This is a genomic window from Thalassospira profundimaris (assembly GCF_003326755.1).
Classification (GTDB): domain Bacteria; phylum Pseudomonadota; class Alphaproteobacteria; order Rhodospirillales; family Thalassospiraceae; genus Thalassospira; species Thalassospira profundimaris_B.
This window is the reverse complement of record NZ_JPWH01000014.1, coordinates 97,482-121,092: the sequence shown is the minus strand read 5'-3', so window position 1 is coordinate 121,092 and position 23,611 is coordinate 97,482. Positions and strand designations below refer to the sequence as shown.

Here is a 23,611-nt window from a genome sequence, read left to right as displayed (position 1 = left end):
CGGGAGAGTAGGGCACCGCCGGGCCTTCAAAGCACAGTCAAAAACATATTCCCTGATCACAGCCCCTACAAAACGCCGTACTCACTTGAGTGCGGCGTTTTTGCGTCTGGGATCGGGCCGGACCTCTAGCAGGCCTCCGTTTTTCTGAGGGCGGTATGCGCGTGACACCAATCCATGAGGGCCTGGAAGTCTTCGGGCAGTGCCGTAGCACAGCCATCGGTGAAGGTGTCAAAGGCGGCGCGGTTGAGGTTGTTTACCCCGGTCAGGATAGGGATGCCGCGCATCAGGGCATCGCCGATCAAATGACGAAATCCGCGGCCTTCTGCCTCGTGCTTGCCGAATTTGTTAAGGATCATCAAATCGATTGGCCGGGTGCTGTTGATAACGGGAGCAACCGTTGCAACCGCCGTTTCAAGCGCGCCGGGATCCAGACGGCACCCCCGCGACCCGGCACCAAGATCCTGCGATATGCGCACGACGGGACCAGCAGGCAGGATGCGCACATCCATGTCGCAATGGTGGGTGCCTTCGCGTTCAAAATTGGTTTGGACAACGCCGGTCAGGCGAAAGCCCTGTTGTTCCAGGTGCGCTGCGACGGTCGCAAGCAGCCGATCCGTGCCGCCACGTTCCTGCGAACTGACAAAAGCAATATTCATGTTCAAATTCCTTGCGGGGCCGGTTGGCCCCTGTCGATATGAGAAAGAATTATTCCGGCCGCATATCAATGCCTGAAATTGTCGCCTTGCTGACAAGACCGGTAATGAAGGCATTGGCCGCCCGGGTCCATGCCGCCTTTTCGGTTGCTTCCAACAGGCGGGGTTTGACGGTTTCAAAGGGCAGAATCTCTCCGTCGGCCCGGGCATCAAGACGCAGAATATGAAAACCAAATCGTGTTTCAACCGGATCACAGGCGATGCGACCTGGCGCAAGGGTGTCGAGCATGCGGTCAAATTCCGGAACAGTTTCCCCCCGTCCGATCTGGCCCAGTCGCCCGCCCGCCTCGCGCGACGAACAATCGCTTTCAAGACGTGCGATATGTTCAAACCGCTTTTCGTCCTTTTTGAGTTCCGCCAGCACGGCTTCTGCCCTGGCACGGGCTTTGGCACGGGCGTTTTGATCTTCGGCGGGGGCCGCAAACAGAATATGTGACGCCTCATACAGGGACGGGGCGCGAAAGCGTTCGGGATGTGCCTGGTAAAAGGCGTGCAGGCTGTGTTCATCCGGTTCTTCGGGCACAAGGGCCTCGTCGAGCAATGTCCGGATAAGTGCTTCGGGTTCGGCCTCGGTTTTTCCGGGTGCGATTTCGCGGCTGTTCGGGGCTAGGCCGCGCAGTCGGGCTTCCTGCAGCAACAGGGCGCGTATGGCAAGCGCACGGGCGGCCTTGCGCCAGGCGATCGCCTGTTTGCCCTGGGGCACAATGTGGTTCTGGATTTCGGCGGCAACGGCATGAGAGGGGATGGTTTCACCATTGACCAGGATATCGGGAAAAAACGTATCATTCATCATCTTACTCCGCCGGTTTGGTCGCATCGACACAGCCAGCCTGCGCCGACCGTTTGGGTAAAGGGGTTTGCCGCCGCGAACGGACCACCTGATAGCCCGGCCGGAACAGGAAACGCACCGGTGCCGAGAGCATATGAACCAGCCGGGTAAAGGGAAACAGGACAAAAATCGTCAAGCCAAGGACCAGATGGATTTTGAAGATCGGGGCGACATCGCGAATATGATCGGCAGCATCGGACTGGAAGGTAAAGATACCCTGGGCCCATGCCATGAATTTGGTCATTTCGTGCCCGTCAAGATGCTGAAGCGAGACAAAGATCGTTCCCACCCCCAATATCAGTTGGGCCAGGAGTAAAACCAGAATACCCGTATCGGAAAAGCGCGAGGTCGCCCGGATGCGCGGGTCGGTCAGGCGGCGGTGCAGTAACATGACCCCGCCGGTAAGGGCCATAATGCCGGCAACGCCCCCGGCAACAACGGCCAGTGTCTGTTTGGCACCATGACTGATGCCCAGAGCATCGAAAATCCAGATCGGGGTGAGCAGACCGACCAAATGCCCGGCGAAAATCGTCAAGACCCCGACATGAAACAGGATCGACCCGACAATAAGCTGTTTGCGACGCAAAAGCTGGCTTGACGAGGATTTCCAGGTGAAAGGATCGCGTTCGTAACGCGCAATTGATCCGACAATCAGCACGCTTAGTGCGATATAGGGATAAACGCCAAATAGAATATCGTGCATCATCATCCTCCGTCGCTTAACCCTGATTGCCAAAGGCAGTGCGGGGCGTGGGGCGATCCATCTGTGCAAGCATGTCGCGTATTTGTGGGCAGCCGGCATTCGGGTCGGGACCAAAGATGACTTCGGTTTCCGCCCATACCGCGTCGAGGGCTGCCAGATCGTCGGGATTATCCTCTTTGACGGCAAGAAGGTCGGCCACGGCTGTATCGCGGGTGCTGGCTTGCGTTTGTGTCAGCTCCACAAGGGCGTCAAACACGCACGCATACGGGCTTTCACGCCGTTCCAGCCGTTCGCGCAATGCAATCAGGATATGGTCGGCATCGGCCAGGGTGGCGCGTGCCTCTGCGAGGGGTCGGGTTGCCAGAAATTCCAGCAGCACCGGCAAATGATCGGGCAGTTCTGTTGTTGCCGGTTCAAAACCGCCCGCGCGATAGGTTTCCACCAGATCGACCATAGCACCCCCCCGGTCACGGCTTTCGCCGTGAACATGTTCAAACAGGTTGAGCGATAGCGAGCGCGACCGGTCAAACAGGGCGACAAACCGTTCCTGCAAATCGTAAATATCGGCCTTACCAATATCGGCGACAAACGGCAGCACCTTGGCCAGGGTGCCCGGCGACAACAATCGTTCGTCCATCAGGACGGTGGCAATGTCTTCACAGGCATCCTGAAGATCGGTGCCCGGATAGCTCAGCAATGCCGAAAGGGCCTTGAATGTCTTGATCATCAGAATGCCTCCGAGGGAACGGTGATTTTCTTTTTGCGTCCGCCACCAAACAGCGAACCCTGGCTGATGCCGTTTGAACAGCCATTGCCATCGGTAAAACCACATCCACTGCGCAGGTCATAGGCATCCTCGACCACTTCGCGATGGCTGGTGGGGATGACAAAACGGTCCTCGTAATCGGCGAGTGCCATGATTTTGTACATGTTTTCGATCATTTCCGGGCTAAGGCCGATACGTTGGGCAATCGCGGTGTCAATAACGCCATCCACCGTTTTGGCGCGCATATAGGCGCGCATTGCCAACATGCGTTCCAGGGCGGAAATGACCGGGGCTTCGTCGCCCGCTGTTAACATATTGGCGAGATAGCGCACCGGGATGCGCAGACTGCGCACATCGGGCATATCACCATCCTGGCCGATGTGCCCGGCTTCGGCGGCATTCTGGATGGGCGAGAGCGGCGGCACATACCAGACCATCGGCAGGGTGCGATATTCGGGATGCAGGGGAAAGGCGATTTTCCAGTCCATTGCCATTTTCCAGACCGGCGAATTTTTAGCCGCTTCAACCCAGGATTCGGGCACGCCATCGGCAATCGCCATGCGTTGAACTTCCGGGTCATTGGGATCAAGGAAGATGTCAAGCTGGGCCTGATACAGGTCTTTTTCGTTTTCGGCGTTGGCCGCAGCCTCAATGGCATCGGCGTCATACAGCATCACGCCAAGATACCGGATGCGTCCAACACAGGTTTCCGAACAGACGGTTGGATTACCGCTTTCGATACGCGGATAGCAAAAGGTGCATTTCTCGGATTTGCCGGTTGACCAGTTGTAATAAACCTTTTTGTACGGGCAACCCGAAACGCACATGCGCCAGCCGCGACATTTTTCCTGGTCGATCAGGACGATGCCGTCTTCCTCGCGTTTGTAGATTGCGCCTGACGGGCACGAGGCGGCACAGGCCGGGTTCAGGCAGTGTTCGCACAGGCGCGGCAGATACATCATGAATGTATTTTCATACTGCCCGTAGATTTCCTTTTCGATGCCCTCGAAATTATAATCCTGCGAGCGTTTGGAAAATTCGCCGCCCAGGATTTCTTCCCAGTTGGGCCCGGCTTCGATTTTTTCCATGCGCTGCCCCGAGATTTTCGAGCGCGGACGTGCCGTTGGAAATGCCTTCATTTCGGGTGCCGATTTCAGATGGTCATAATCGAAATCGAACGGTTCATAATAATCGTCAATTTCGGGCAGGGACGGGTTGGCAAAAATATTGGCAAGGATGCGCCATTTTGCCCCCTGTTTGGGTTGAAGTTTGCCCGATTTGGTTCTTTCCCAGCCGCCGTTCCAGCGTTTCTGGTTTTCCCAGTCTTTGGGATAACCAACCCCGGGCTTGGTTTCGACATTGTTGAACCAGGCGTATTCAACCCCGTCCCGGCTGGTCCAGACATTTTTGCAGGTCACAGAGCAGGTGTGGCACCCGATACATTTGTCGAGATTGAGCACCATGCCGATTTGTGCGCGGATTCTCATTGTGCGGCCTCCTGGTTGTCAGCAGCCTGGTCAAGCCAGTCGATATTGCCCATTTTGCGAACGATGACGAATTCGTCGCGGTTGGAGCCAACGGTTCCATAGTAATTAAAACCGTAGCTTTGATGGGCATAACCACCGATCATGTGCGTGGGTTTCAGGGTGGTGCGTGTCACCGAATTGTGGATGCCGCCGCGTTTGCCGGTTTTTTCCGAACCGGGTGTGTTCACAATTTTTTCCTGGGCGTGATACATGAACAGCGTTCCTTCCTTCATGCGCTGCGATACCACGGCGCGGGCCGTTAGTGCCCCGTTCACATTGTAAACCTCGACCCAGTCATTATCGACGATACCGGCCTTGGCCGCGTCGGTTTCACTCAGCCAGACCACCGGTCCGCCACGATTTAGTGTTAGCATGAGAAGATTGTCGGAATAGGTTGAATGGATGCCCCATTTCTGGTGCGGCGTGATGAAGTTCAGCACAACATGCGGCTGCCCGTCGCGGGCATCGGAATTGACATCACGCGTGATCGTTTTGAGGTCAACCGGCGGGCGATAGCCACAGAAACCTTCGCCAAAGGCCCGCATCCACAAATGATCCTGATAAAGCTGCTGGCGGCCGGTGAGGGTGCGCCACGGGATCAGCTCGTGCACGTTGGTATAGCCCGCATTATAACAGACTTCCTCGCTTTCGATCCCCGACCAGGTGGGCGAGGAAATGATTTTGCGGGGTTGGGCGGCAATGTCGCGAAAGCGGATTTTCTCGTCTTGTTTGGCGCGCGCCAGATGGGTGTGTTCCCGTCCGGTGGCCTTGCCAAGGGCTTCCCATGCTTTCACGGCAACCTCGCCATTGGTTTCCGGTGCCAGCATTAGGATGACCTCGGTGGCGTCAATGTCGGACACGATTTTGGCGCAACCCTTGGCCGGACCATCGGTCCATTCGCCGTTAAGGTCACGTAAATGCTGTACTTCGTGCTCGGTCGCCCACGAAATGCCTTTGCCCCCGTTGCCAACCTTGTCCATCAGCGGGCCAAGGGCGACAAACCGGTCGTAAAGCGCGGGATAGTCGCGTTCAACCGCGATAAAGTTTGGTGCGGTTTTGCCCGGCACAAGGTCGCATTCGCGCTTTTTCCAGTCGCGCACCTGGTCCTGGGCAATTTCAGCGGGGGTGTCGTGCAGAATGGGCAACGCGACCACATCGGTTTCCCGGCCCAGAATTTCCGGGGCAACTTCCGAGAATTTCTTGGCAATGGATTTGAAAATTTCCCAGTCGGATTTTGACTCATATGCCGGGTCAACGGCGGCCTGAAGCGGGTGGATAAACGGGTGCATATCCGATGTATTCAGGTCGTTTTTCTCATACCAGCTTGCGGTTGGCAGCACGATGTCGGAATAGACCGCTGTGGTGGACATCCGAAAATCAATGCAGACCAGAAGATCAAGCTTTCCCTCCGGGGCCTTGTCGTGCCAGACGGCTTCTTTGGGCGCAATGCCGCCCTGTTCGCCAAGATCCTTGCCCAGAACACCATGATCGGTGCCCAGCAAATGTTTGAGGAAGTATTCATGCCCCTTGCCCGATGACCCCAACAGGTTGGAACGCCAGACGAAAAGGTTGCGGGGCCAGTTTTCCGGCGCGTCCGGGTCTTCGCACGCCATTTGCAGATGGCCCGATTTCAGGTTTTCGCTGACATAATCCTTGACGTCTTTCCCGGCGGCTTTGGCGGCTTTGGCAACGTCCAGCGGATTGGTGCGCAATTGTGGTGCCGAGGGCAGCCAGCCCATGCGTTCAGCCCGGATATTGTAGTCAATCAGGCTGCAATCCCAATCACCCTCCGGTGCCGTGGGCGAGAGAATTTCCGATGCGTTGAGCGTTTCATATCGCCATTGGTCGGTATGGGCATACCACGCCGAGGTTGCATTCATATGGCGCGGCGGACGGGACCAGTCCAGGCCAAATGCCAGCGGCTGCCAACCGGTTTGCGGACGCAGTTTTTCCTGGCCGACATAGTGGCTCCAGCCACCACCCGACTGCCCGACACAACCGCACATCACCAGCATGTTGATGATGCCGCGATAATTCATGTCCATGTGGTACCAGTGGTTCAAACCGGCCCCCAGGATCACCATCGATTTGCCCCGGGTTTTTTCGGCATTGCGGGCAAATTCGCGGGCCACGGTGACGATTTTGTCGGCCGAAACGCCGGTAATTTTTTCCGCCCAGGCCGGGGTATAGGGAATATCCTGATGGTATTCCTGTGCCACCCAGTCGCCGCCCAGGCCACGATCAAGGCCGTAATTGGCACAGAACAGGTCAAAAACGGTGGCGACCCGTGCTTCGCCATCGGCAAGTTGCAGGCGTTTGACCGGAATATTGCGGGTCAGGACCTCGGGATGGTCGCATTTGACAAAGTTCTCGCTTGCTGTGCCGCCAAAATAGGGGAAATCGACAGCGGCGATCTCGTCATGATCCTCTTCAAGGATCAGCGACATTTTAAGGCTGGTTTCCTTGCCCGCCGCAACGGTTTCAAGGTTCCATACCCCCTGTTCCCCCCAGCGGAACCCGATTGACCCGTTCGGGGCAACGATGGTGCCGGAATTTTCGTCTACGGCCAGGGTTTTCCATTCCGGGTTGTTGGTCTGGCCAAGTTTGTCGGTGAATTCGTCGGCGCGCAGGAAACGACCCGGGACCAGCTTGCCATCCTTTTCCTCCAGTTTGACCAGCATCGGCATGTCGGAATATCGGCGGCAATAATCCTCGAAATAGGGGGCCTGCCGGTCAAGATGGAATTCCCGCAGGATGACATGACCCATTGCCATTGCCAGCGCACTGTCCGTGCCCTGTTTTGGCGCCAGCCAGATGTCGCCAAATTTGGCGGCTTCGGAATAATCCGGGCAGATGACGGCCGATTTTGTGCCGCGATAGCGGGCCTCGGTATAGAAATGCGCATCGGGGGTTCGGGTTTGCGGAACGTTTGACCCCCACAAAAGCAGGAAACCGGCATTGTACCAGTCGGCACTTTCGGGAACGTCGGTTTGTTCACCCCAGGTCATCGGGCTGGCGGGCGGCAAATCGCAATACCAGTCATAAAAGCTCATGCAGACGCCGCCCAGCAGCGACAGATAGCGTGAACCGGCGGCATAGGAGACCATTGACATGGCCGGGATTGGCGAAAAGCCAAAAACGCGGTCCGGGCCATAGGTTTTGGTGGTATAGGCATTGGCCGCAGCAATGATTTCTGTCGCTTCGTCCCAGGTTGCGCGCACCAGGCCCCCTTTGCCGCGTGCCTTGACATAGCTTGCCCGCAGGATCGGATCATTTTGCAGGGCCGCCCAGGCATCGGTTGCGTTCATGGTTTGGCGCATCCGCCGCCAGGCCCGCAAAAGTTTGCTGCGGATCAGCGGGTTTTTTACGCGGTTGGCAGAATATAAATACCAGCTATAGCTGGCACCGCGTGCGCAGCCGCGCGGTTCATGATTGGGCAGGTCGGGGCGGGTTCGCGGATAGTCCGTTTGCTGGGTTTCCCAGGTGACGATGCCGGATTTGACGTAAATCTTCCAGGAACATGACCCGGTGCAGTTTACGCCATGCGTTGACCGCACGATTTTATCGTGGCGCCAGCGGCTGCGATATGTATCTTCCCAGTCGCGATTTTCGCGGGTGACATGACCATGACCGTTGGAAAATGTTTCCAGTTCTTTTGACTGGAAAAAGTTCAGCTTGTCGAGCAGATGGCTCATCTCTCTCTCCTGATATTTAAGGGCGCGCCGCAGGGTGTGTTGCGGGGTGCGGCGCGCAACCTGTCATTTGTGCGCGATCAATCAGCAGGGCGTCTTTGCGCCCTTGCGCGCATAAAAGGCCCAGGTAATGACAAGGCAGACCGCATAAAAAATGCCAAAGGCCCACAGGGCGGCTTCGGGGCCGCCGGTCAGCCCGATGGACGTGCCATATGCCTTGGGAATGAAGAATGCGCCGTAAGCTGCAATTGCCGAGGTAAAGGCAATGATCGCCGCACTTTCGCGTTCGGCCTGTTTCAGGGTCGCGGCCGGGTCAAGATGGGGCATCAGGCGGGGGACTTCCTGGCGCAAAATTGACGGGATCATCTGGAATGTGGAGGCATTGCCCACACCGGTCAGGAAAAACAGCGCCATGAAGCTTGCAAAAAAGCCCCAGAAATTGCCGCCTTCACCGCCCGATGGCAGGAATTGCAATACGCAAAATACGGCAACAAGCATGCCCAGGAACGTCCAGAAAGTGACCCGGCCACCGCCAAATTTGTCAGAGACCCAGCCGGTTGCCGCCCGCGACAATGCCCCGACCAGCGGACCCAGAAAGGCATAGGCCAGAACATCAACACCGGGGAATTGTGTTTTCATCAGCAGGGGAAAACCCGCTGAATAGCCAATGAAGGAGCCAAAGGTCCCCGTATAAAGAATGCACATGATCCAGTTGTGACGACGGGTGAGGATGATCGCCTGTTCGCGGAAACTGGCCTTGGCATCGGCAATGTCATTCATGCCAAACCAGGCGGCAAGGGTCGCAATCACCAGGAAGGGGACCCAGACAAACCCGGCATTTTGCAGCCACAGCCTGCTGCCATCCGACAGAACCTGTCCTTCGCCCCCGAACGTGCCAAATACACCGGCGGTAATGACCATCGGAACGACGAATTGCATCACCGAAACCCCGAGATTGCCCAGTCCGGCATTCAGGGCAAGTGCGTTGCCCTTGGTCTTTTTGGGATAGAAAAAGGCGATATTTGCCATTGAGGAGGCAAAGTTTCCGCCGCCAAACCCGCACAGAAGGGCCAGGATCAGAAAGATGGAATAGGGGGTGTCGGGGTTCTGCACGCTCAGTCCGATGCCAATCGCGGGGAGCAGCAGCGAGGCCGTGGACAGGGTTGTCCAGAGACGCCCGCCAAAAATCGGCACCATAAAGCTGTAGAATATGCGAAGTGTCGCCCCCGACAAACCGGGCAACGCGGCCAGCCAGAAAAGCTGGTCGGTGGTATAGTTAAAGCCGATCGCCGGAAGCTTGGCGACCACCACCGACCAGACCATCCAGACCGAGAAAGCCAGCAAAAGGCAGGGAATGGAAATCCAGAGATTGCGCGAGGCAACCGATGCGCCTGTAGTGTGCCAGAAGCTGCCGTCTTCGGGGCGCCAGTCGGTGATGACATAACGGCTTTGGCTGGCCTGGGAAGAGCCCATGCTTGTCATGGTTTTAAGTCCTTTTAGCGTGCGTTCGGGCGGCTGGCTGTCGCAGCAGCATCAGTCGTCACACCGGCATTTTCGTCAGGGTGGGAAAAGGGATGATCCGGGACATCGGAAAGGTGCGTTTCGGTGGCGAGTGCAGGGTGGCGGCGACGTTCCATTTTGCGGATCGCGAGGTGCATCCAGATCGTCGAGATGGCAACAATCGCAAACATCATCATGAAGGGGGCCGTCCAGATACCGGTGGTATCCAGCAGCATGCCAAAACCGATGGGCAGGAAAAACCCGCCAAGACCGCCAATCATGCCCACCAGGCCGCCAACCGCACCGACATGATGCGGGTAATAGACCGGAATGTGTTTATAGACAGCGGCCTTGCCCAGGCTCATGACAAAACCAAGGATGACGGTCAGGGTAACAAACGCGGCGAGCGAAATGCCAAAGTGAAAGGTGATCGGTGCATGAATGCCGCTTATGGTATAGGCGGTGTCCGGGTAGCTCATGAAAAACAGCGCCACCAGTGACACGATGAAGGTCAGATACATAATGGCGCGGGCGCCCCATTTATCCGACATCCAGCCGCCCAGTGCACGAAAGACCGAGGCAGGCAGGGAATAAAGACCGGCCAGAACACCCGCTGTGGTCAGTTCAAGCCCGTAGGCCCCGACATAATAGCGGGGTAAAAACGATGCCAGCGCAACAAACCCGCCAAAGACAAAGAAATAATAAGTGGCAAAACGCCAGACCTGGATATTCTTGAGCGGGGCAAGCTGGGCACCTGTTGACACCGCATCCTTGCCCGTGCGCTGGCGGTCAAGCTGAACCGGATCGGTTTTTGAAAGCAGGAAGAACAAAACCGCGATGATGGCCAGAACAACGGCGTAGATCCGCGCCGTGTTTTCCCAGCCCATTGCCACAACCAGAAAGGGGGCTGCAAAATTGGTGACGGCGGCCCCTACATTCCCGGCCCCGAAAATGCCAAGTGCCGTGCCCTGGTGTTCTTTGGTAAACCAGCGCGATACATACGCGACCCCGATAATGAATGATCCGCCCGCAAGGCCAAGGCCAAGTGCGGCGAGCAGAAAAACTTCATAGGTATGAACCGATGTCAGCAGCCATACGGCCACGGCCGTGATCAGCATTTGCAGCGGAAACATCAGGCGGCCGCCATATTGTTCGGTCCAGATACCCAGAAAAATTCGGCTGATCGATCCGGTCAGGACCGGGGTGGCAACCAGAAGTCCGAACTGGGTGTCGCTTAATCCCAGTTCTGATTTGATTTCGACACCAATGATCGAAAATATCGTCCAGACGGCAAAGCAGGCCGTGAACGCAAAGGTGCTAAGGCCAAGGGCCCGACCCTGATCCGACTTGGAAACTCCGTCGAGAGTATGCATTTTGTCCCCCTTTGGTATTGGGCAAGCTGATGTCGCATACGCGTCTCGGCTGGTATTTGTGTGCCAGGGGGAAAGAAAAGACTTGATCAGAATCAATATATCGGGATTGATTCCGGAAATAATCGGACAGTCAAAGTATGATGATCCGAAATAAAAAATAGTTGGATTGTCGAATGTAAAAATAATATCCCATCAATTGACTTGATGTTTCTATCCAGTTGACAATTATCAATTATAAGGCCGGAAAAACGTTATGCGTCCCTCTGATTTGCCTGATTTGCGCAATCTGGAACTGTTTCGCGACATGGAGGAAGCACGATTCGAGGAATTGATGCACGCGGCCTATGTCCAGACATTTCCGCCGCAGGTTGACCTGATTACCGAAGGCGATATGAGCGATTTTCTGCATATCGTTCTTGAAGGGCGGGTCGAATTGTTTGCAAGCTGGAACAAGCGCGAAACCGTGATTGCGACGGTCGAACCGATTTCGACATTCATTCTGGCGGCCACAATCAAGGATGCGCCTTATCTGATGTCGGCCCGCACACTCGAAAAATCGCGGCTGATTTTGCTGCCGTCTTCGGATGTGCGTGCGGTTTTTGATGCCGATAGCGGTTTTGCCCGCAGTGTCGTTACCGAGCTTGCGGCGCGCTATCGTTCGGTGGTCAAGAATACCAAAAACCTTAAATTGCGTAGTTCGATCGAACGGCTGGCAAATTACCTGCTTCAGCAATATGAGGAAGCCGGTCAGGCCCCGACCTATGATCTGACAATGGAAAAACGCAAGATCGCCTCTCTTTTGGGGATGACACCGGAAAATCTGTCGCGCGCGATAAAATCCCTGCGGCCCTATGGCGTCACCATCGATGGTCAGTGTGTGACGATTGATAAACTCGGCGATTTGCAGGGCCTGGCAAAACCCAGTCCGTTGATTGATGATCTTAACCGGTAACAAGGTACCTGACCGCCCGAATTTACATTTTGGGCGTCTCGTTGGCTTGACCATCGTCAAGCAGGGTTGAACCCAAAACCGCTATCGTCTTTCTGCTTCCCTATTTTCTCGGGCGAGGTGGCCGGGATGTTCCCGGCCGTCATGCCTGCAAATTCCCGACGGAGACCAGAAATGAGCCAGGCGATTGCTTCCGATAATCAAAGTGCGTTTCTTGACCGGCTTGTGGGTGACGTGGTTGCCAGCCTGCCGGGGGCGACGCGTGTTTTTCGTGCACATCGTGTCGGGTTTTGTTGCTGTGTTGATAAAACCCTGCGCGATGCGGCCCGCCAGAAAGGGGCTGATGCCGATGCAATGGCCAGGGCGCTGGCCAAACTGCAAACCGGTCAACCGGCAATCCCCATGAACGACGATAACGCCGCCCTGGTTGCCTATATTCAGGCACGGTATCACAATACCCATCGTCGGGAATTGCCGGAACTTCTGATGCTCGCGCGCAAGGTCGAGGCGGTTCACAATGATCACGCCGATTGTCCGCATGGTCTTGCCGATACGCTTGAAGAACTCAAGCTGGAGCTGGACGATCATATGATGAAAGAGGAAATGATTCTGTTTCCGGTGATGCAGTCTTCCGGCGACTTCCTGAAAGGGCCGATTGCACAGATGCGCCTGGAACATGAGGGCCACGGGGAATTCATTCACCGTCTGGAGCATCTTACCAATCGCGTGACGTTGCCCGACGGGGCCTGTCGGTCTTGGCAGGCGCTCTATGCGGGGGTTGGAAAACTGATTGAGGATCTGGTGGGGCATATCTATCTGGAAAATTATCTGCTGTTTCCAAGATTCGAGAATTAACGACGACTTTTTAAGATGTTTGGGCATCTTGCAGCCAGACGGTCTTCGTTCCCCGGCGGGACGGAGACCGTTTTTGGTGAAACTTGATCCAGAACAATTTCCCGTTGTCACGTCGATGTTAGAAGTATTCCATTCCGCAAGGTGCGGCGTGTTTACAGTCTGCGGGGAAGCGACGTGACAGACGATTTTCATCGAATTTGCGAAATTTTGTGCCGTACCCCCTATTTCGGGGCATGGCCGCAGAATGTGATCGGTGAACTTGCCGGGTTCTGCCAATGGAAACGTTTTGCTGCCGATACACCCGTTTTTAACGCCGGTGCGCCTGCAACATCCCTGTATTACATCGTGAACGGTCATGTTGAACAATCCTACACCGATGGCGACGGGACGGCGGGTGTTGTTGATTTGATCGAAAGCGGGCAGATCTTTGGCGAATATGCCCTGTCACGCGACCAGCGATACGTCATGAGCGTAAAGACGGTGGAACCCACAACCGTTATCGAAATTGATGGACCGGCCTTTGCCCGGTTTCTGGCCCAGGACATTGAACGGGCGCTTAGTATGATGTCGGTGATTACCCAGCGCCTGTGCAATATGCTGGGTCAGATTCAGGACCTTAAATGTCATTCTGCGGCGAAACGGCTGGGTATTTTTTTGTTGGCTGATGCCGTGCCGGTCAAGGACGGTCATGAAACCGCGCTGGCAATTGAAAAGGGTGTGCTTGCCCGCAAACTGGGCATGAAACCCGAAACACTCTCGCGCGCCTTTCGCAAATTAACCGAAATTGGCGTTACCCAACAGGCACACGGGCGGATCATGCACATTGCCGACATTCACAAGCTGGTTGACTGGTGCGGTTTGGGCGAGGACGAAATGACAAACGGGGAAGACCATGATCTCAAGACCGTTATCTGACGCCGAAAAGGTCTTTTTGGGCGAAATTCCCTTGTTTGCAGCGTTGGGCAAGGACCGGTTGGCGCATCTGGTGGCCAGTTGCCGGGTCGAAACGGTCAAGCGCGGCTCACACCTGTTTCGCGCCGCAGACCGTGCGGAATATTTTTATGTTCTGCTGTCCGGGCAGCTTCGTCTTGTAAGGACTTCTTCCCAGGGGGCAGAAACCGTGATGCACTTTTTGACCGCCCCCGGTGCCTTTGCCGAGGCGGTAACGCTGGCCGGGCGTCCTTATCCCGTTGATTGCGAGGTCATGGCAGACGGGGCGGTGGTTGCCATTCCACGTGCTGCCTATTTAAAAATATTGCAGGAATTTCCCGAAGTCGCCGGCGAGGTCATGGCGGGTTTGCTGGAATGGGAACGCTTTTTTCTCGATGAAATTTATCGATTGCGCCATACCAGCCCGCTTCAGCGTATTGCCGCGTTTCTGATTGACTATCAGGATCACGCCATCGCACATGAGCAGGATGAAACAGCACGGGATTATCCGGAAAAACGTTTGATCGCAAGCCGCATCGGGATCACGCCTGAAACCTTTTCACGTTTGTTACGCCGTCTGGAGCAGATGAACGCGATTGAAACAGGGGCGACACTGCGCATCCGCGATCGCGCCGTTCTGGAAGAACTCGCCCGGTTTTCATAACCCGGTTCGCCGCAACATAGTCTCCATCATCATTGAAATTCATATCGTCCCCCCAAAGGGCAGCTGTTTGTGCGGCGTGCCCTTGGGGGGCGGTATTTTTTGCCCGTGTCCGTGTGCGTGTGCCCGTGTGCCTGTGTGGCCAGTGGTTTTCTGGTGCGGGTTTTCGCGGGCGTACCGTGCGCTCATATGCGCCTGCATCGGTTTTTTGATCATTATCAAGGTGGCAAAAAGCCTTCCGGGAAAGGATTGGGGTATGCCGTTTTGGGGACAGGACGGCGCACAACAATTCAACCGGAGTGAGGATTCGTTCAAATGTCTGAACGTCTGACAAAATCCGCCGCAAGGAACATTTTTTACGGTGGGACGATCTTCTTCCTGGTCGTCTTCCTGGGCTTAACCCTGCAAAGCCATCATTACATTGTAAATGATTCAACTGATGAAGCCGGCTTAACGCCGTCGGTGATTGCAGGAAAGAAAATCTGGGAACGTGAATCCTGTATCAACTGTCACACCATCCTGGGAGAGGGGGCCTATTTTGCACCTGAACTGGGAAATGTGTGGGTGCGATATGGCGGAAAAGACGACCCGGAAGGCGCACGCGACATTCTGAAAGCCTGGTTTAATGCCCAGCCAACCGGCATCGAGGGGCGCAGGCAGATGCCCCAGTTCCACTTCAGTGACCAAGAGCTCGACGAAATCATCGATTTCCTGAAATGGACCAGCGAGATCAACACCCAAAACTGGCCGCCGACGGATGCGGGTTAACGGAATCCTGATGGAAACGAGGCAATCATGAAATATCAGTCGCAAAAAGTTGCATTGTATTACATATACGGTGCCCTGGCATTGTTCGTGGCCCAGATCCTGTTTGGCATCGTTGCGGGTACGGTCTATGTCTTTCCCAACTTCCTGTCGGAAGTTCTGCCCTTTAACGTTATTCGCATGATCCACACCAACGCTCTGATTGTATGGCTGTTGATGGGATATTTCGGCGCGACTTATTATTTGCTGCCCGAGGAATGTGAAACCGAACTTCACAGCCCCAAACTGGCGATCATTCAGTTCTGGCTGTTTATGGCGGCGGCTGCGGCTGCCGTGGTGGGCTATATTCTGGGCTATCACGAGGGGCGCGAATTTCTCGAACAGCCGCTATATATCAAGGTCGGTATCGTCGCTGTCGCCCTGATGTTCCTTTATAATACCACCCTGACCCTGCTGAAGGGCCGCAAAACCGCGATTACCAATGTGCTGATGCTTGGTCTTTGGCTGGTGGCGCTGCTGTTTCTCTTTGCGTTTTATAACCCCGACAATCTGTCGGTGGACAAGATGTACTGGTGGTATGTCGTTCATCTGTGGGTCGAGGGTGTCTGGGAATTGATCATGGCATCGATCCTGGCCTTCCTGATGATCAAGATGACGGGCGTGGACCGCGAGGTGATCGAGAAATGGCTTTATGTCATGGTGTCACTAACCCTGTTTAGCGGCATTCTGGGCACCGGCCACCATTATTACTGGATCGGGACACCGGGTTACTGGCAATGGGTTGGCAGCATTTTCTCCACCCTTGAAATCGTGCCGTTCTTTGCGATGGTCGTGTTTTGCTTTTACATGGTGTGGAAAGGCGGCCGTGATCACCCCAACAAGGCGGCCCTTCTCTGGGCACTTGGCTGTTCGGTCATGGCTTTCTTTGGCGGTGGCGTCTGGGGGTTCATGCACACCCTGTCATCGGTGAATTATTATTCGCACGGCACCCAGGTTACAGCAGCGCATGGTCATCTGGCGTTTTACGGGGCCTATGTGATGCTCAATCTGGCGATTTTCACCTATGCGCTGCCTTATTTGCGCGGGCGTGAACCCTACAATCAGCAACTCAATATGTGGGGTTTCTGGATATTGACCAGCGCCATGTCATTCATGACCTTCACCCTGACATTTGCCGGTGTTGTGCAAACCCATCTGCAACGTGTTCTTGGCATGAATTATATGGAGGTCCAGGACCAGATTGCCCTGTTTTACTGGATGCGTCTGGGGTCGGGGCTTGTGGCCGGGGTCGGTGTTATTCTGATCATTTGGTCCTTGCTGGTCGCACCGCGCAAGGCACCGGTCAAACGCCGCATGGCCCAGCCTGCCGAATAAACCGCTTGGTCAATATGTCAATTAACGTGCTCCCCGCTTTTGATTGACATGTTGCGGACTTCGACCGGCTTTCCTGTTTTCTCGCCGGTCGAAGTCCGCCCCTTTGCCTTTCCCTTTCAGGACTGATTTGCAGGATAAACCAATGTTTGAAATGCCTGAAAAACCGATATCAGCCGGAAAACCGCCTTTTTACGAGGCTACCGCGAATGAATGTGACCTGTTTCAAACCGCCTGGGACAAAAGGCTGCCGCTGTTGCTTAAAGGTCCTACCGGCTGTGGCAAAACCCGTTTTGTCGCGCATATGGCAGCCCGGCTCGGGGTGCCTCTATATACCGTTTCCTGCCATGACGATCTGACAGCATCGGATTTGACAGGACGGTATCTTTTGAAGGGCGGTGAAACCGTTTGGGTGGATGGCCCCCTGACACGGGCAGTCCGTCATGGCGGTATTTGTTACCTGGACGAAGTGGTCGAAGCCCGCAAGGACGTTACGGTCGTTTTGCATCCTCTGACCGATGACCGTCGCCTGCTGCCGCTGGAACGCACTGGCGAACTTCTGGAGGCACCGGATAATTTCATGCTGGTGGTTTCCTATAACCCCGGATACCAGAATTTGCTCAAGCAGCTTAAACCCTCGACACGGCAACGTTTTCTGGCGGTTGAATTTGCCTTTCCCGAACCTGCGCGCGAGGCGGAAGTGATCGTGCGGGAAACCGGCATTGATCCCGACGGGGCGATGTTGCTGGTTCGCATCGCAACCAATATCCGCCGGTTAAAAGGGATCGATCTCGAAGAGGTGGTTTCAACCCGTCTGCTGGTTTATTGCGCAACCTTGCTGATGGCCGGGGTTGATTTTGACGATGCCCTGAATGCTGCCGTGATCGAACCGCTTTCCGATGATGCCGATGTCAAAGCCGGTTTGCGCGAAGCCGTTGCCATTTTGCGCAGCTAGGTCCCGAGCCGGGAATCACCTGTTTTTATCGTCGGGCGGGGAGGACAAACCGTGTCATTTAATTTTCTCGAACTTGAAGAATATGTCGGGACGTTGTGGCATCGTGTGGCCAGCCACAATCAGGAAAGTTATCGCGACCATCGAGATGCCGCCGTCCGCTTTGCCGAGTTGCGGTCCTTTCTGCCGGTTCTTTTTCGCGCGCTTGGTGGCAATCCCGTTCTCGAATTTGCCGAAATTGACAAGCGTGTTTCGACCCACCGGCTGGGCCTTCGCCAACGCATCGGCCTGGTTGACGAGATGATTTCACAGGCGGAGATGGATGAAACGGCGATAAAACTGCCGCCGGTTCTTTCCCTGTTTCCGACACGCGATCTTAATCGTGATTTATATATCTGGCTTATGGCCTGGTTTGCCACAGCACCACTGGAACATCGTGGCGACATTCGCGACCCCTATCACCATGATGTGTGGCGTCTGGCGCGTGCGCGGCGTATCGACCTGGCCGTGCAGGATCAGTTCCCGGGGATCGGGCCGCTACGCAACCGGCTTTACACGGCATTTATCCGGCTTCGTCCAGTGCGCAAACTTCCCTGCCGCGAACAGCAGGTTGAAGACTGCATTCTCCGGTTGCTCGGGCAAAATACCGGGGATCGGGCGACTGTCGTTTGGGATCAGTTGATGCGTTATACGGCCGATTCTGAGTATCCGGAATTGCCCGCGGACGGCCCTGGAAAACGCTATGCGCCGTTCCTGCCTGTTCCCCTGTGGGGCGAAGTGAGCCTTGCCGGAACAGATCGTCGCCAAACGGACGATGACCCCGATGCGGGGCCGTCGCAGGATGGCGGAAGTGCGCGCAAGAAACGTGCCCGCCGGCGCAAAAATGACCGTGCCGGGCGCAATGACCCTCTGGCGCTGAACCGGTTCGAGAAAATCCTCTCCATTGCCGAAATGGTCAATGTCAACCGGCCGATGGATGACGAGGATGCGCAAAATGCGCGCAAGGCTGCAGACGAGCTTGAGGAAATGGAGATGTCATCCTGCAAGCGCAAAACCGCGACGCGTTTGCGTTTTGATTTGGATCTCCCGCCGGAGGACGCCGCGGGCAATGCCCTGACAGGGCATCATCTTTATCCCGAATGGGATTTTCGCCAGCAACGCTATCGCCCGGATTTCTGCCAGGTCATTGGCGGTACCGTGCAAGATCGCGCGATGCCGGAAAGGGATATCTGGCGTCCTTCCCGCGAAGAACGCCGCCAGATCCGTCACGTCCGCCGCCAGTTTGAGGCCTTTCGTCCCAATCACGAGATACTGCGCGGCCAGACTGACGGCAGCGAACTTGACCTGGAAGCCCTGGTCCGCGCCCGCTGCGATCTTTTGGGCACGGGCCATGTGAATGACAGAATGTATTTGAAATCGGTCAAACAGGCGCGTGACTTGTCTGTGGCTGTCCTGGTTGATGTGTCTTTGTCCACCGATGCCTGGGTCCATGACCGGCGGGTGCTTGATATTGAAAAGCAGGCATTGGCGGTGCTGGCGGGCGGGCTGGATGCCAGCGGTGATGATTTTGGCATTTTCAGTTTCACCTCGCGCAGGCGCGACTGGGTCAGGATCGAAACGGTCAAGGATTTCGATGAAGATTATGGTGATGATTGCCAGAAACGTATCGGGGCCCTGCAACCGGGATACTACACCCGTCTGGGCGCTGCGATCCGCCATACCGGAAAACTACTGGCAAGCCGCCCACATCAGCATCGTTTAATGCTGGTGATCACCGATGGCAAACCAAACGATATTGACCATTACGAAGGCCGATACGGGATCGAAGACAGCCGCCGTGCGGTTCAGGAATGCCGAAAAAAGGGTCTTGGCCTTTTTGGCGTGACCATTGATCGCAAGGCGCAGGAATATTTTCCCTTCATTTTCGGGGCAGGGGGACATGCCATTGTCGGGCGTTTGGAAAATTTGCCAGCCGCCTTGCCGCGCATCTACCGACATCTTGTCTCCTGAACGGCAGATTCCGTGCATTTGTTTCAAATCTCAGATCAGGCTTAAAAGATGACGCAATCTGTTTCATCCATCCCCGATGACAGGCAAGAACCGCCCGAACAGGACGTGCCAGCCACCGACAGCGATAGCTGGGGCGGACTTGAAACATTGCCGGGCCATCCGTTGATATGGATCCTCATTCTGTCCGAACTGGTGGTTTTTGGCGCCTTCCTTTTGGGATTTTCCGGTGCCCGGGTGAAAGACCCGACAGGGTTTGCCATATCCCAGATGCAACTTGACCGGGTTGTTGGCGGCATCAATACGATGGTGTTGTTGACCAGTGGTTTGTGCGCCGTTTTCGCAACCCGTGCCATCAGGTTGGGCACTGTCGGGCACTGTCGCGGCTGGTTGCTGTTAACCGCCCTTCTGGGGCTGGTTTTTCTGGGGGTCAAAATTGTCGAATACAAGGCCAAGATTGATGCCGGTATTTCGATGGAAACCAACAGCTTTTTTACCCTGTATTTTTTGATTACCGGTTTTCATGCCCTGCATGTTGTCATGGGGCTGGGTATTTTGGGGATTGTTGCCCTGCGCCCTCTGGCGGTCAATATCGAAACCGGTGTCGCATTCTGGCACATGATCGATTTGATCTGGGTGCTGGTTTTTCCCGTGGTTTATCTGGTGCGATAATGATGGATCATCACCTTTCAATCCGGCCTGCATTGCTTGTTTGGGCCTTGACCAGCGGCGCGACGCTGCTTTCCGTGATGACCGCGACCGGCGGGGGGCATGCGGATGTCAGCCACATGCTTGGCCTTGGCGCGACAGCGGTTGTCATGCTGGCGGGAACGGTAAAGGCATGGCTGATTTTGCAATATTACCTGGGATTGGGACAGTCCGGCGGGGCATGGCGTGGCCTGTTTGCCGCTTTCCTGATCATCATTTCTGCGGGTGTTTTCATTGCCCAGTTTCTGATTGGCATCTTGTATTGACTGTTTCGTCGCCAGAACGGGCAGGTTTTATGCAGAAGCGCGTCTGGCAGGGGCGTATTGATGCCCCTGCCAGTGGTTTGCCTGATGGTGCCCTCACGAATGCGCGGAGGGGTCTTCGTTGCGGTTCAGCAATTTCTGGTCTTCACGCAGTTCCAGCCACATCGCGTTTAACACGGCAAATATGGCGGCCAAAGGCAGACCGAGGATCCATGCAAAATACCACATGTGTTTTATCCTTTCCGGTCAATAGACCGAGTGCGAGTTATCATGAACGCTGGCTGTTGTGACCTTGCCCCACAGCACCTTGTAGACCCAGGCGGTATAGGCCAAAATCATCGGCATAAAGATCACCGTGACCACAAGCATGATGAACAGGGTCAATTGCGAGGACGAACTGTTCCAGACCGTTAAAGACGATTGCGGATGGGATGAAGAGGGCATGATGAAGGGAAACATCGTCAGCCCGACCGAGGAAATAACGCCCAGGATCGCCATCTTGGAGAACAGCAATGTCGAAATTTCGCGCCCGGCCCGCAAACCCAGGAACGTCAGCAAACCACCCACAATGCCCATTGCCGGTGCAATCGCGATCCAGGGACGTTCACCATAGGCCGTTAACCATGTTGCGGTTTTTTCAACAGTGAAGTGCAACGGGTTGGAGGGGCCGGTGGTGATGTAATCCCCCACGATACGATAGCCTTCGATGCCATATGCCATCCAGACGCCCGCCAGGGCATAGGCAGCCACCGCCAGCAGGGCCGCAACCGATCCGATGGTCCGGGCACGATGCTGGACGGCACCTTCGGCTTTCAGGGTCAGCCAGGCCCCGCCGTGCATGATCAGCATGGAAAGGGAAACCACACCGGCCAGCAGCGAAAACGGATCCAGCAGGCCGATGAACTTGATATACCACGCCCCTTCGTAAACCGGGCGAAGATCTTCGGTAAAATGAAAGGGCACACCCTGAATGACGTTGCCCACAGCCACCCCAAACAGCAGGGCAGGCACGGCACCGGAGGCAAACAGGGCCCAGTCCCATGACGTGCGCCAGCGCGGATCATCACGTTTGGAGCGATATTTGAAGGCGACGGGCCGCACAATGAAGGCTGCCAGAACAACAAACATCGCCAGATAAAAGCCGGAGAAGGACACGGCATAAAGCGGCGGCCAGGCGGCAAAGATCGCCCCGCCACCTAAAATGAACCAGACCTGGTTGCCTTCCCACACCGGGCCGACGGTGTTGATGGCCACCCGGCGTTCAAGGTCGGTTTTGCCAACAAACGGAATAAGGGCACCAACCCCCATATCGAAACCGTCGGTTAGGGCAAAGCCGATCAGCAGAACACCCAACAGGCCCCACCAGATGACGCGCAGCACATCATAGCTGATTAAATCATGCAAGATCATGGCGGTTACTCCGCAGGCATGGCGATAGAGTCGGCATTGCGCCGGCCCGCCAGCCGATTTTTATGGCGTTGCACCCAGGCTTCGGTTTCTTCAACATCCTGATAGGGACCTTTGCGAATGTATTTCAGCATCAGACCCATTTCGATGATGAACAGAACCGTATAAAAAAGCACGAAGCCAGCCAGAGTGAGCGATACTTCCGTGATCGACAGCGATGATACCGACAAAGCGGTTGGCAGAACGCCGTCCACGGTCCAGGGTTGGCGGCCAAATTCGGCAACAAACCAGCCCATTTCGGCGGCAATCCACGGGGCCGGGATCATGATCACGGCCAGTTTGAGCATCGGTCGCGGATAATTCATGCCCTTGAACGAGGCCCGATAGAACAGATACCCCATTGTGCCGATAAAGCCGAAACCCAGGACAACCATGATCCTAAACGCCCAGAATAGCGGCCATACGGTGGGTACGGTATCGTTTGCCGCAGCCACGATTTGGGCGTCGGTGGCCTGGCGCGGGTCATCGATATATTTTTTCAGCAGGAAGGCAAAGCCGAGATCGGCGGAGTGTTTTTCAAAAATGGCGGTATCGGCGGGGTCGGGTGCGCCGTTTTTGGCCCGAATGTGCATCAGGGCATCATAGGCGACAATGCCGGAACGAATGCGGTCCTGTGCCTGTGCGACAAGCTGGTTGATACCCGGAATTTCCGTGGTTAAAGACCGTGTGCCGATCAAACCCATAACCCACGGAATTTCGATGGCATAATGCGTTTCCCGCGCCTTCTGGTCGGGAAAGCCAATGAGGTTAAACGATGCCGGGGCCTTTTCGGTGTCCCACATCGCCTCGATCGCAGCGAGCTTCATTTTCTGGCTATGGGTGGCGGAATATCCGCTTTCATCGCCCAGAAGCACCACCGAAAACGCCGATGCCAGACCAAAGGCCGCGCCGACCGTAATGGAACGGCGGGCAAGTTCGATATGGCGTCCCTTGAGCATATACCAGGCCGAAACACCAATGACAAAAACCGCTGCCGTGACATAACCCGCGCTAACGGTATGGACAAACTTTGCCTGGGCCACCTCGTTAAACAGCACGGCAAAGAAATCCGTCATTTCCATGCGCATGGTCTGCGGATTGAATTGTGCGCCTACCGGGTTTTGCATCCAGCCATTGGCAATCAAAATCCACAGGGCCGAGAAGTTGGACCCGATTGCCACCAGCCAGGCTACAACCAGGTGGGCCACTTTGCCCAGTTTGTCCCAGCCAAAGAAAAACAGGCCCACAAAGGTCGCTTCAAGAAAAAAGGCCATCAGGCCTTCAATCGCCAATGGCGCGCCAAAAATGTCACCGACATAGTGGCTGTAATAGCTCCAGTTCATGCCAAACTGGAACTCCATTGTGATACCGGTCGCAACGCCGAGAACAAAGTTGATCCCGAACAGCGTACCCCAAAATTTTGTCATTTGCCGCCAGATCGGGCGGTTCGTCATGACATAAACCGTCTCCATGATCGCGACCACAATGGACAAACCCAGGGTCAGCGGTACAAAGAGAAAATGATACATGGCTGTCATGGCAAATTGCAGCCGTGACAGTTCGACGATGCCAAATTCCATAATTCTTGGCTCCAGTTACCGC

General features: G+C 55.5%; 21 protein-coding genes. 10 read left to right on the top strand and 11 right to left on the bottom strand.

Translation table 11 applies throughout. The annotated features are described in order from the left end of the window. Positions 1 to 125: 125 nt before the first annotated feature. The 8 genes from TH25_RS16410 to TH25_RS16375 form a co-directional block, all read right to left on the bottom strand. Positions 126 to 656 (bottom strand): DUF2478 domain-containing protein, encoded by a 531-nt coding sequence (locus tag TH25_RS16410; protein ID WP_114089436.1) that lies wholly within the window; start codon positions 654 to 656, stop codon positions 126 to 128. A gap of 49 nt (positions 657 to 705) precedes the next feature. After that, positions 706 to 1,503: a peptidylprolyl isomerase gene (locus tag TH25_RS16405; RefSeq protein ID WP_114089448.1), complete on the bottom strand. Its 798-nt coding sequence runs from the start codon at positions 1,501 to 1,503 to the stop codon at positions 706 to 708. A gap of 4 nt (positions 1,504 to 1,507) precedes the next feature. Beyond that, positions 1,508 to 2,245, bottom strand: a complete 738-nt coding sequence (gene narI, locus TH25_RS16400) for a respiratory nitrate reductase subunit gamma (protein WP_114089435.1) — start codon at positions 2,243 to 2,245, stop codon at positions 1,508 to 1,510. A gap of 16 nt (positions 2,246 to 2,261) precedes the next feature. Further along, positions 2,262 to 2,972, bottom strand: coding sequence for a nitrate reductase molybdenum cofactor assembly chaperone (gene narJ, locus TH25_RS16395; RefSeq protein WP_114089434.1), 711 nt, complete (start codon positions 2,970 to 2,972; stop codon positions 2,262 to 2,264). Next, positions 2,972 to 4,498 carry a nitrate reductase subunit beta gene (gene narH, locus TH25_RS16390; RefSeq protein WP_114089433.1) on the bottom strand — a complete coding sequence of 509 codons (1,527 nt, stop codon included), beginning with the start codon at positions 4,496 to 4,498 and terminating at the stop codon, positions 2,972 to 2,974. Before narH ends, narJ begins: the two co-directional genes overlap by 1 nt. Then, positions 4,495 to 8,232, bottom strand: coding sequence for a nitrate reductase subunit alpha (locus TH25_RS16385; protein ID WP_114089432.1), 3,738 nt, complete (start codon positions 8,230 to 8,232; stop codon positions 4,495 to 4,497). The genes narH and TH25_RS16385 overlap by 4 nt, the downstream gene beginning before the upstream one ends. Before the next feature lie 81 nt (positions 8,233 to 8,313). Further along, positions 8,314 to 9,711 (bottom strand): NarK family nitrate/nitrite MFS transporter, encoded by a 1,398-nt coding sequence (locus tag TH25_RS16380; protein ID WP_220151427.1) that lies wholly within the window; start codon positions 9,709 to 9,711, stop codon positions 8,314 to 8,316. A 14-nt stretch (positions 9,712 to 9,725) separates the two neighbouring features. Continuing rightward, complete coding sequence (locus TH25_RS16375; protein WP_114089431.1) at positions 9,726 to 11,102, bottom strand: MFS transporter; 1,377 nt, start codon at positions 11,100 to 11,102, stop codon at positions 9,726 to 9,728. Positions 11,103 to 11,355: 253 nt separating this feature from the next. Between TH25_RS16375 and TH25_RS16370 the strand changes: the two genes are divergently transcribed. The 10 genes from TH25_RS16370 (at position 11,356) to TH25_RS16325 (ending at position 20,566) form a co-directional block, all read left to right on the top strand. After that, positions 11,356 to 12,054 (top strand): cyclic nucleotide-binding domain-containing protein, encoded by a 699-nt coding sequence (locus TH25_RS16370; protein WP_114089430.1) that lies wholly within the window; start codon positions 11,356 to 11,358, stop codon positions 12,052 to 12,054. Between the two features lie 171 nt (positions 12,055 to 12,225). Continuing rightward, complete coding sequence (locus TH25_RS16365) at positions 12,226 to 12,906, top strand: DUF542 domain-containing protein (protein ID WP_114089429.1); 681 nt, start codon at positions 12,226 to 12,228, stop codon at positions 12,904 to 12,906. 174 nt (positions 12,907 to 13,080) lie between these two features. Next, positions 13,081 to 13,821: a Crp/Fnr family transcriptional regulator gene (locus TH25_RS16360; protein WP_147253034.1), complete on the top strand. Its 741-nt coding sequence runs from the start codon at positions 13,081 to 13,083 to the stop codon at positions 13,819 to 13,821. Continuing rightward, positions 13,799 to 14,500, top strand: a complete 702-nt coding sequence (locus TH25_RS16355) for a Crp/Fnr family transcriptional regulator (RefSeq protein ID WP_114089427.1) — start codon at positions 13,799 to 13,801, stop codon at positions 14,498 to 14,500. The genes TH25_RS16360 and TH25_RS16355 overlap by 23 nt, the downstream gene beginning before the upstream one ends. A gap of 312 nt (positions 14,501 to 14,812) precedes the next feature. Beyond that, the gene (locus TH25_RS16350) at positions 14,813 to 15,265 is read left to right on the top strand and encodes a c-type cytochrome (RefSeq protein WP_114089426.1); all 453 of its coding nucleotides are present in this window, start codon (positions 14,813 to 14,815) and stop codon (positions 15,263 to 15,265) included. A 27-nt stretch (positions 15,266 to 15,292) separates the two neighbouring features. Then, complete coding sequence (locus TH25_RS16345; protein WP_114089425.1) at positions 15,293 to 16,636, top strand: cbb3-type cytochrome c oxidase subunit I; 1,344 nt, start codon at positions 15,293 to 15,295, stop codon at positions 16,634 to 16,636. A gap of 142 nt (positions 16,637 to 16,778) precedes the next feature. Next, entirely contained in the window at positions 16,779 to 17,588 is an 810-nt protein-coding gene (locus TH25_RS16340) for a CbbQ/NirQ/NorQ/GpvN family protein (protein ID WP_114089424.1), read from the top strand. A 51-nt stretch (positions 17,589 to 17,639) separates the two neighbouring features. Beyond that, complete coding sequence (locus TH25_RS16335) at positions 17,640 to 19,595, top strand: nitric oxide reductase activation protein NorD (protein WP_114089423.1); 1,956 nt, start codon at positions 17,640 to 17,642, stop codon at positions 19,593 to 19,595. A 48-nt stretch (positions 19,596 to 19,643) separates the two neighbouring features. Next, the gene (locus tag TH25_RS16330) at positions 19,644 to 20,264 is read left to right on the top strand and encodes a cytochrome c oxidase subunit 3 family protein (protein ID WP_114089422.1); all 621 of its coding nucleotides are present in this window, start codon (positions 19,644 to 19,646) and stop codon (positions 20,262 to 20,264) included. Continuing rightward, a complete protein-coding gene (locus tag TH25_RS16325) occupies positions 20,264 to 20,566 on the top strand; it encodes a cytochrome C oxidase subunit IV family protein (protein ID WP_114089421.1) in 303 nt (100 codons plus the stop codon). The genes TH25_RS16330 and TH25_RS16325 overlap by 1 nt, the downstream gene beginning before the upstream one ends. A 93-nt stretch (positions 20,567 to 20,659) precedes the next feature. Here the strand turns inward: TH25_RS16325 and cydX are convergent, their stop codons facing one another. The 3 genes from cydX to TH25_RS16310 are packed head-to-tail and all read right to left on the bottom strand — an operon-like array spanning position 20,660 to position 23,589. Beyond that, positions 20,660 to 20,791 (bottom strand): cytochrome bd-I oxidase subunit CydX, encoded by a 132-nt coding sequence (gene cydX, locus TH25_RS16320; RefSeq protein WP_114089420.1) that lies wholly within the window; start codon positions 20,789 to 20,791, stop codon positions 20,660 to 20,662. 18 nt (positions 20,792 to 20,809) lie between these two features. Then, complete coding sequence (gene cydB / locus TH25_RS16315) at positions 20,810 to 21,973, bottom strand: cytochrome d ubiquinol oxidase subunit II (RefSeq protein ID WP_114089419.1); 1,164 nt, start codon at positions 21,971 to 21,973, stop codon at positions 20,810 to 20,812. Positions 21,974 to 21,978: 5 nt separating this feature from the next. Then, positions 21,979 to 23,589, bottom strand: coding sequence for a cytochrome ubiquinol oxidase subunit I (locus TH25_RS16310; protein ID WP_114089418.1), 1,611 nt, complete (start codon positions 23,587 to 23,589; stop codon positions 21,979 to 21,981). Between the last annotated feature and the right edge of the window lie 22 nt (positions 23,590 to 23,611).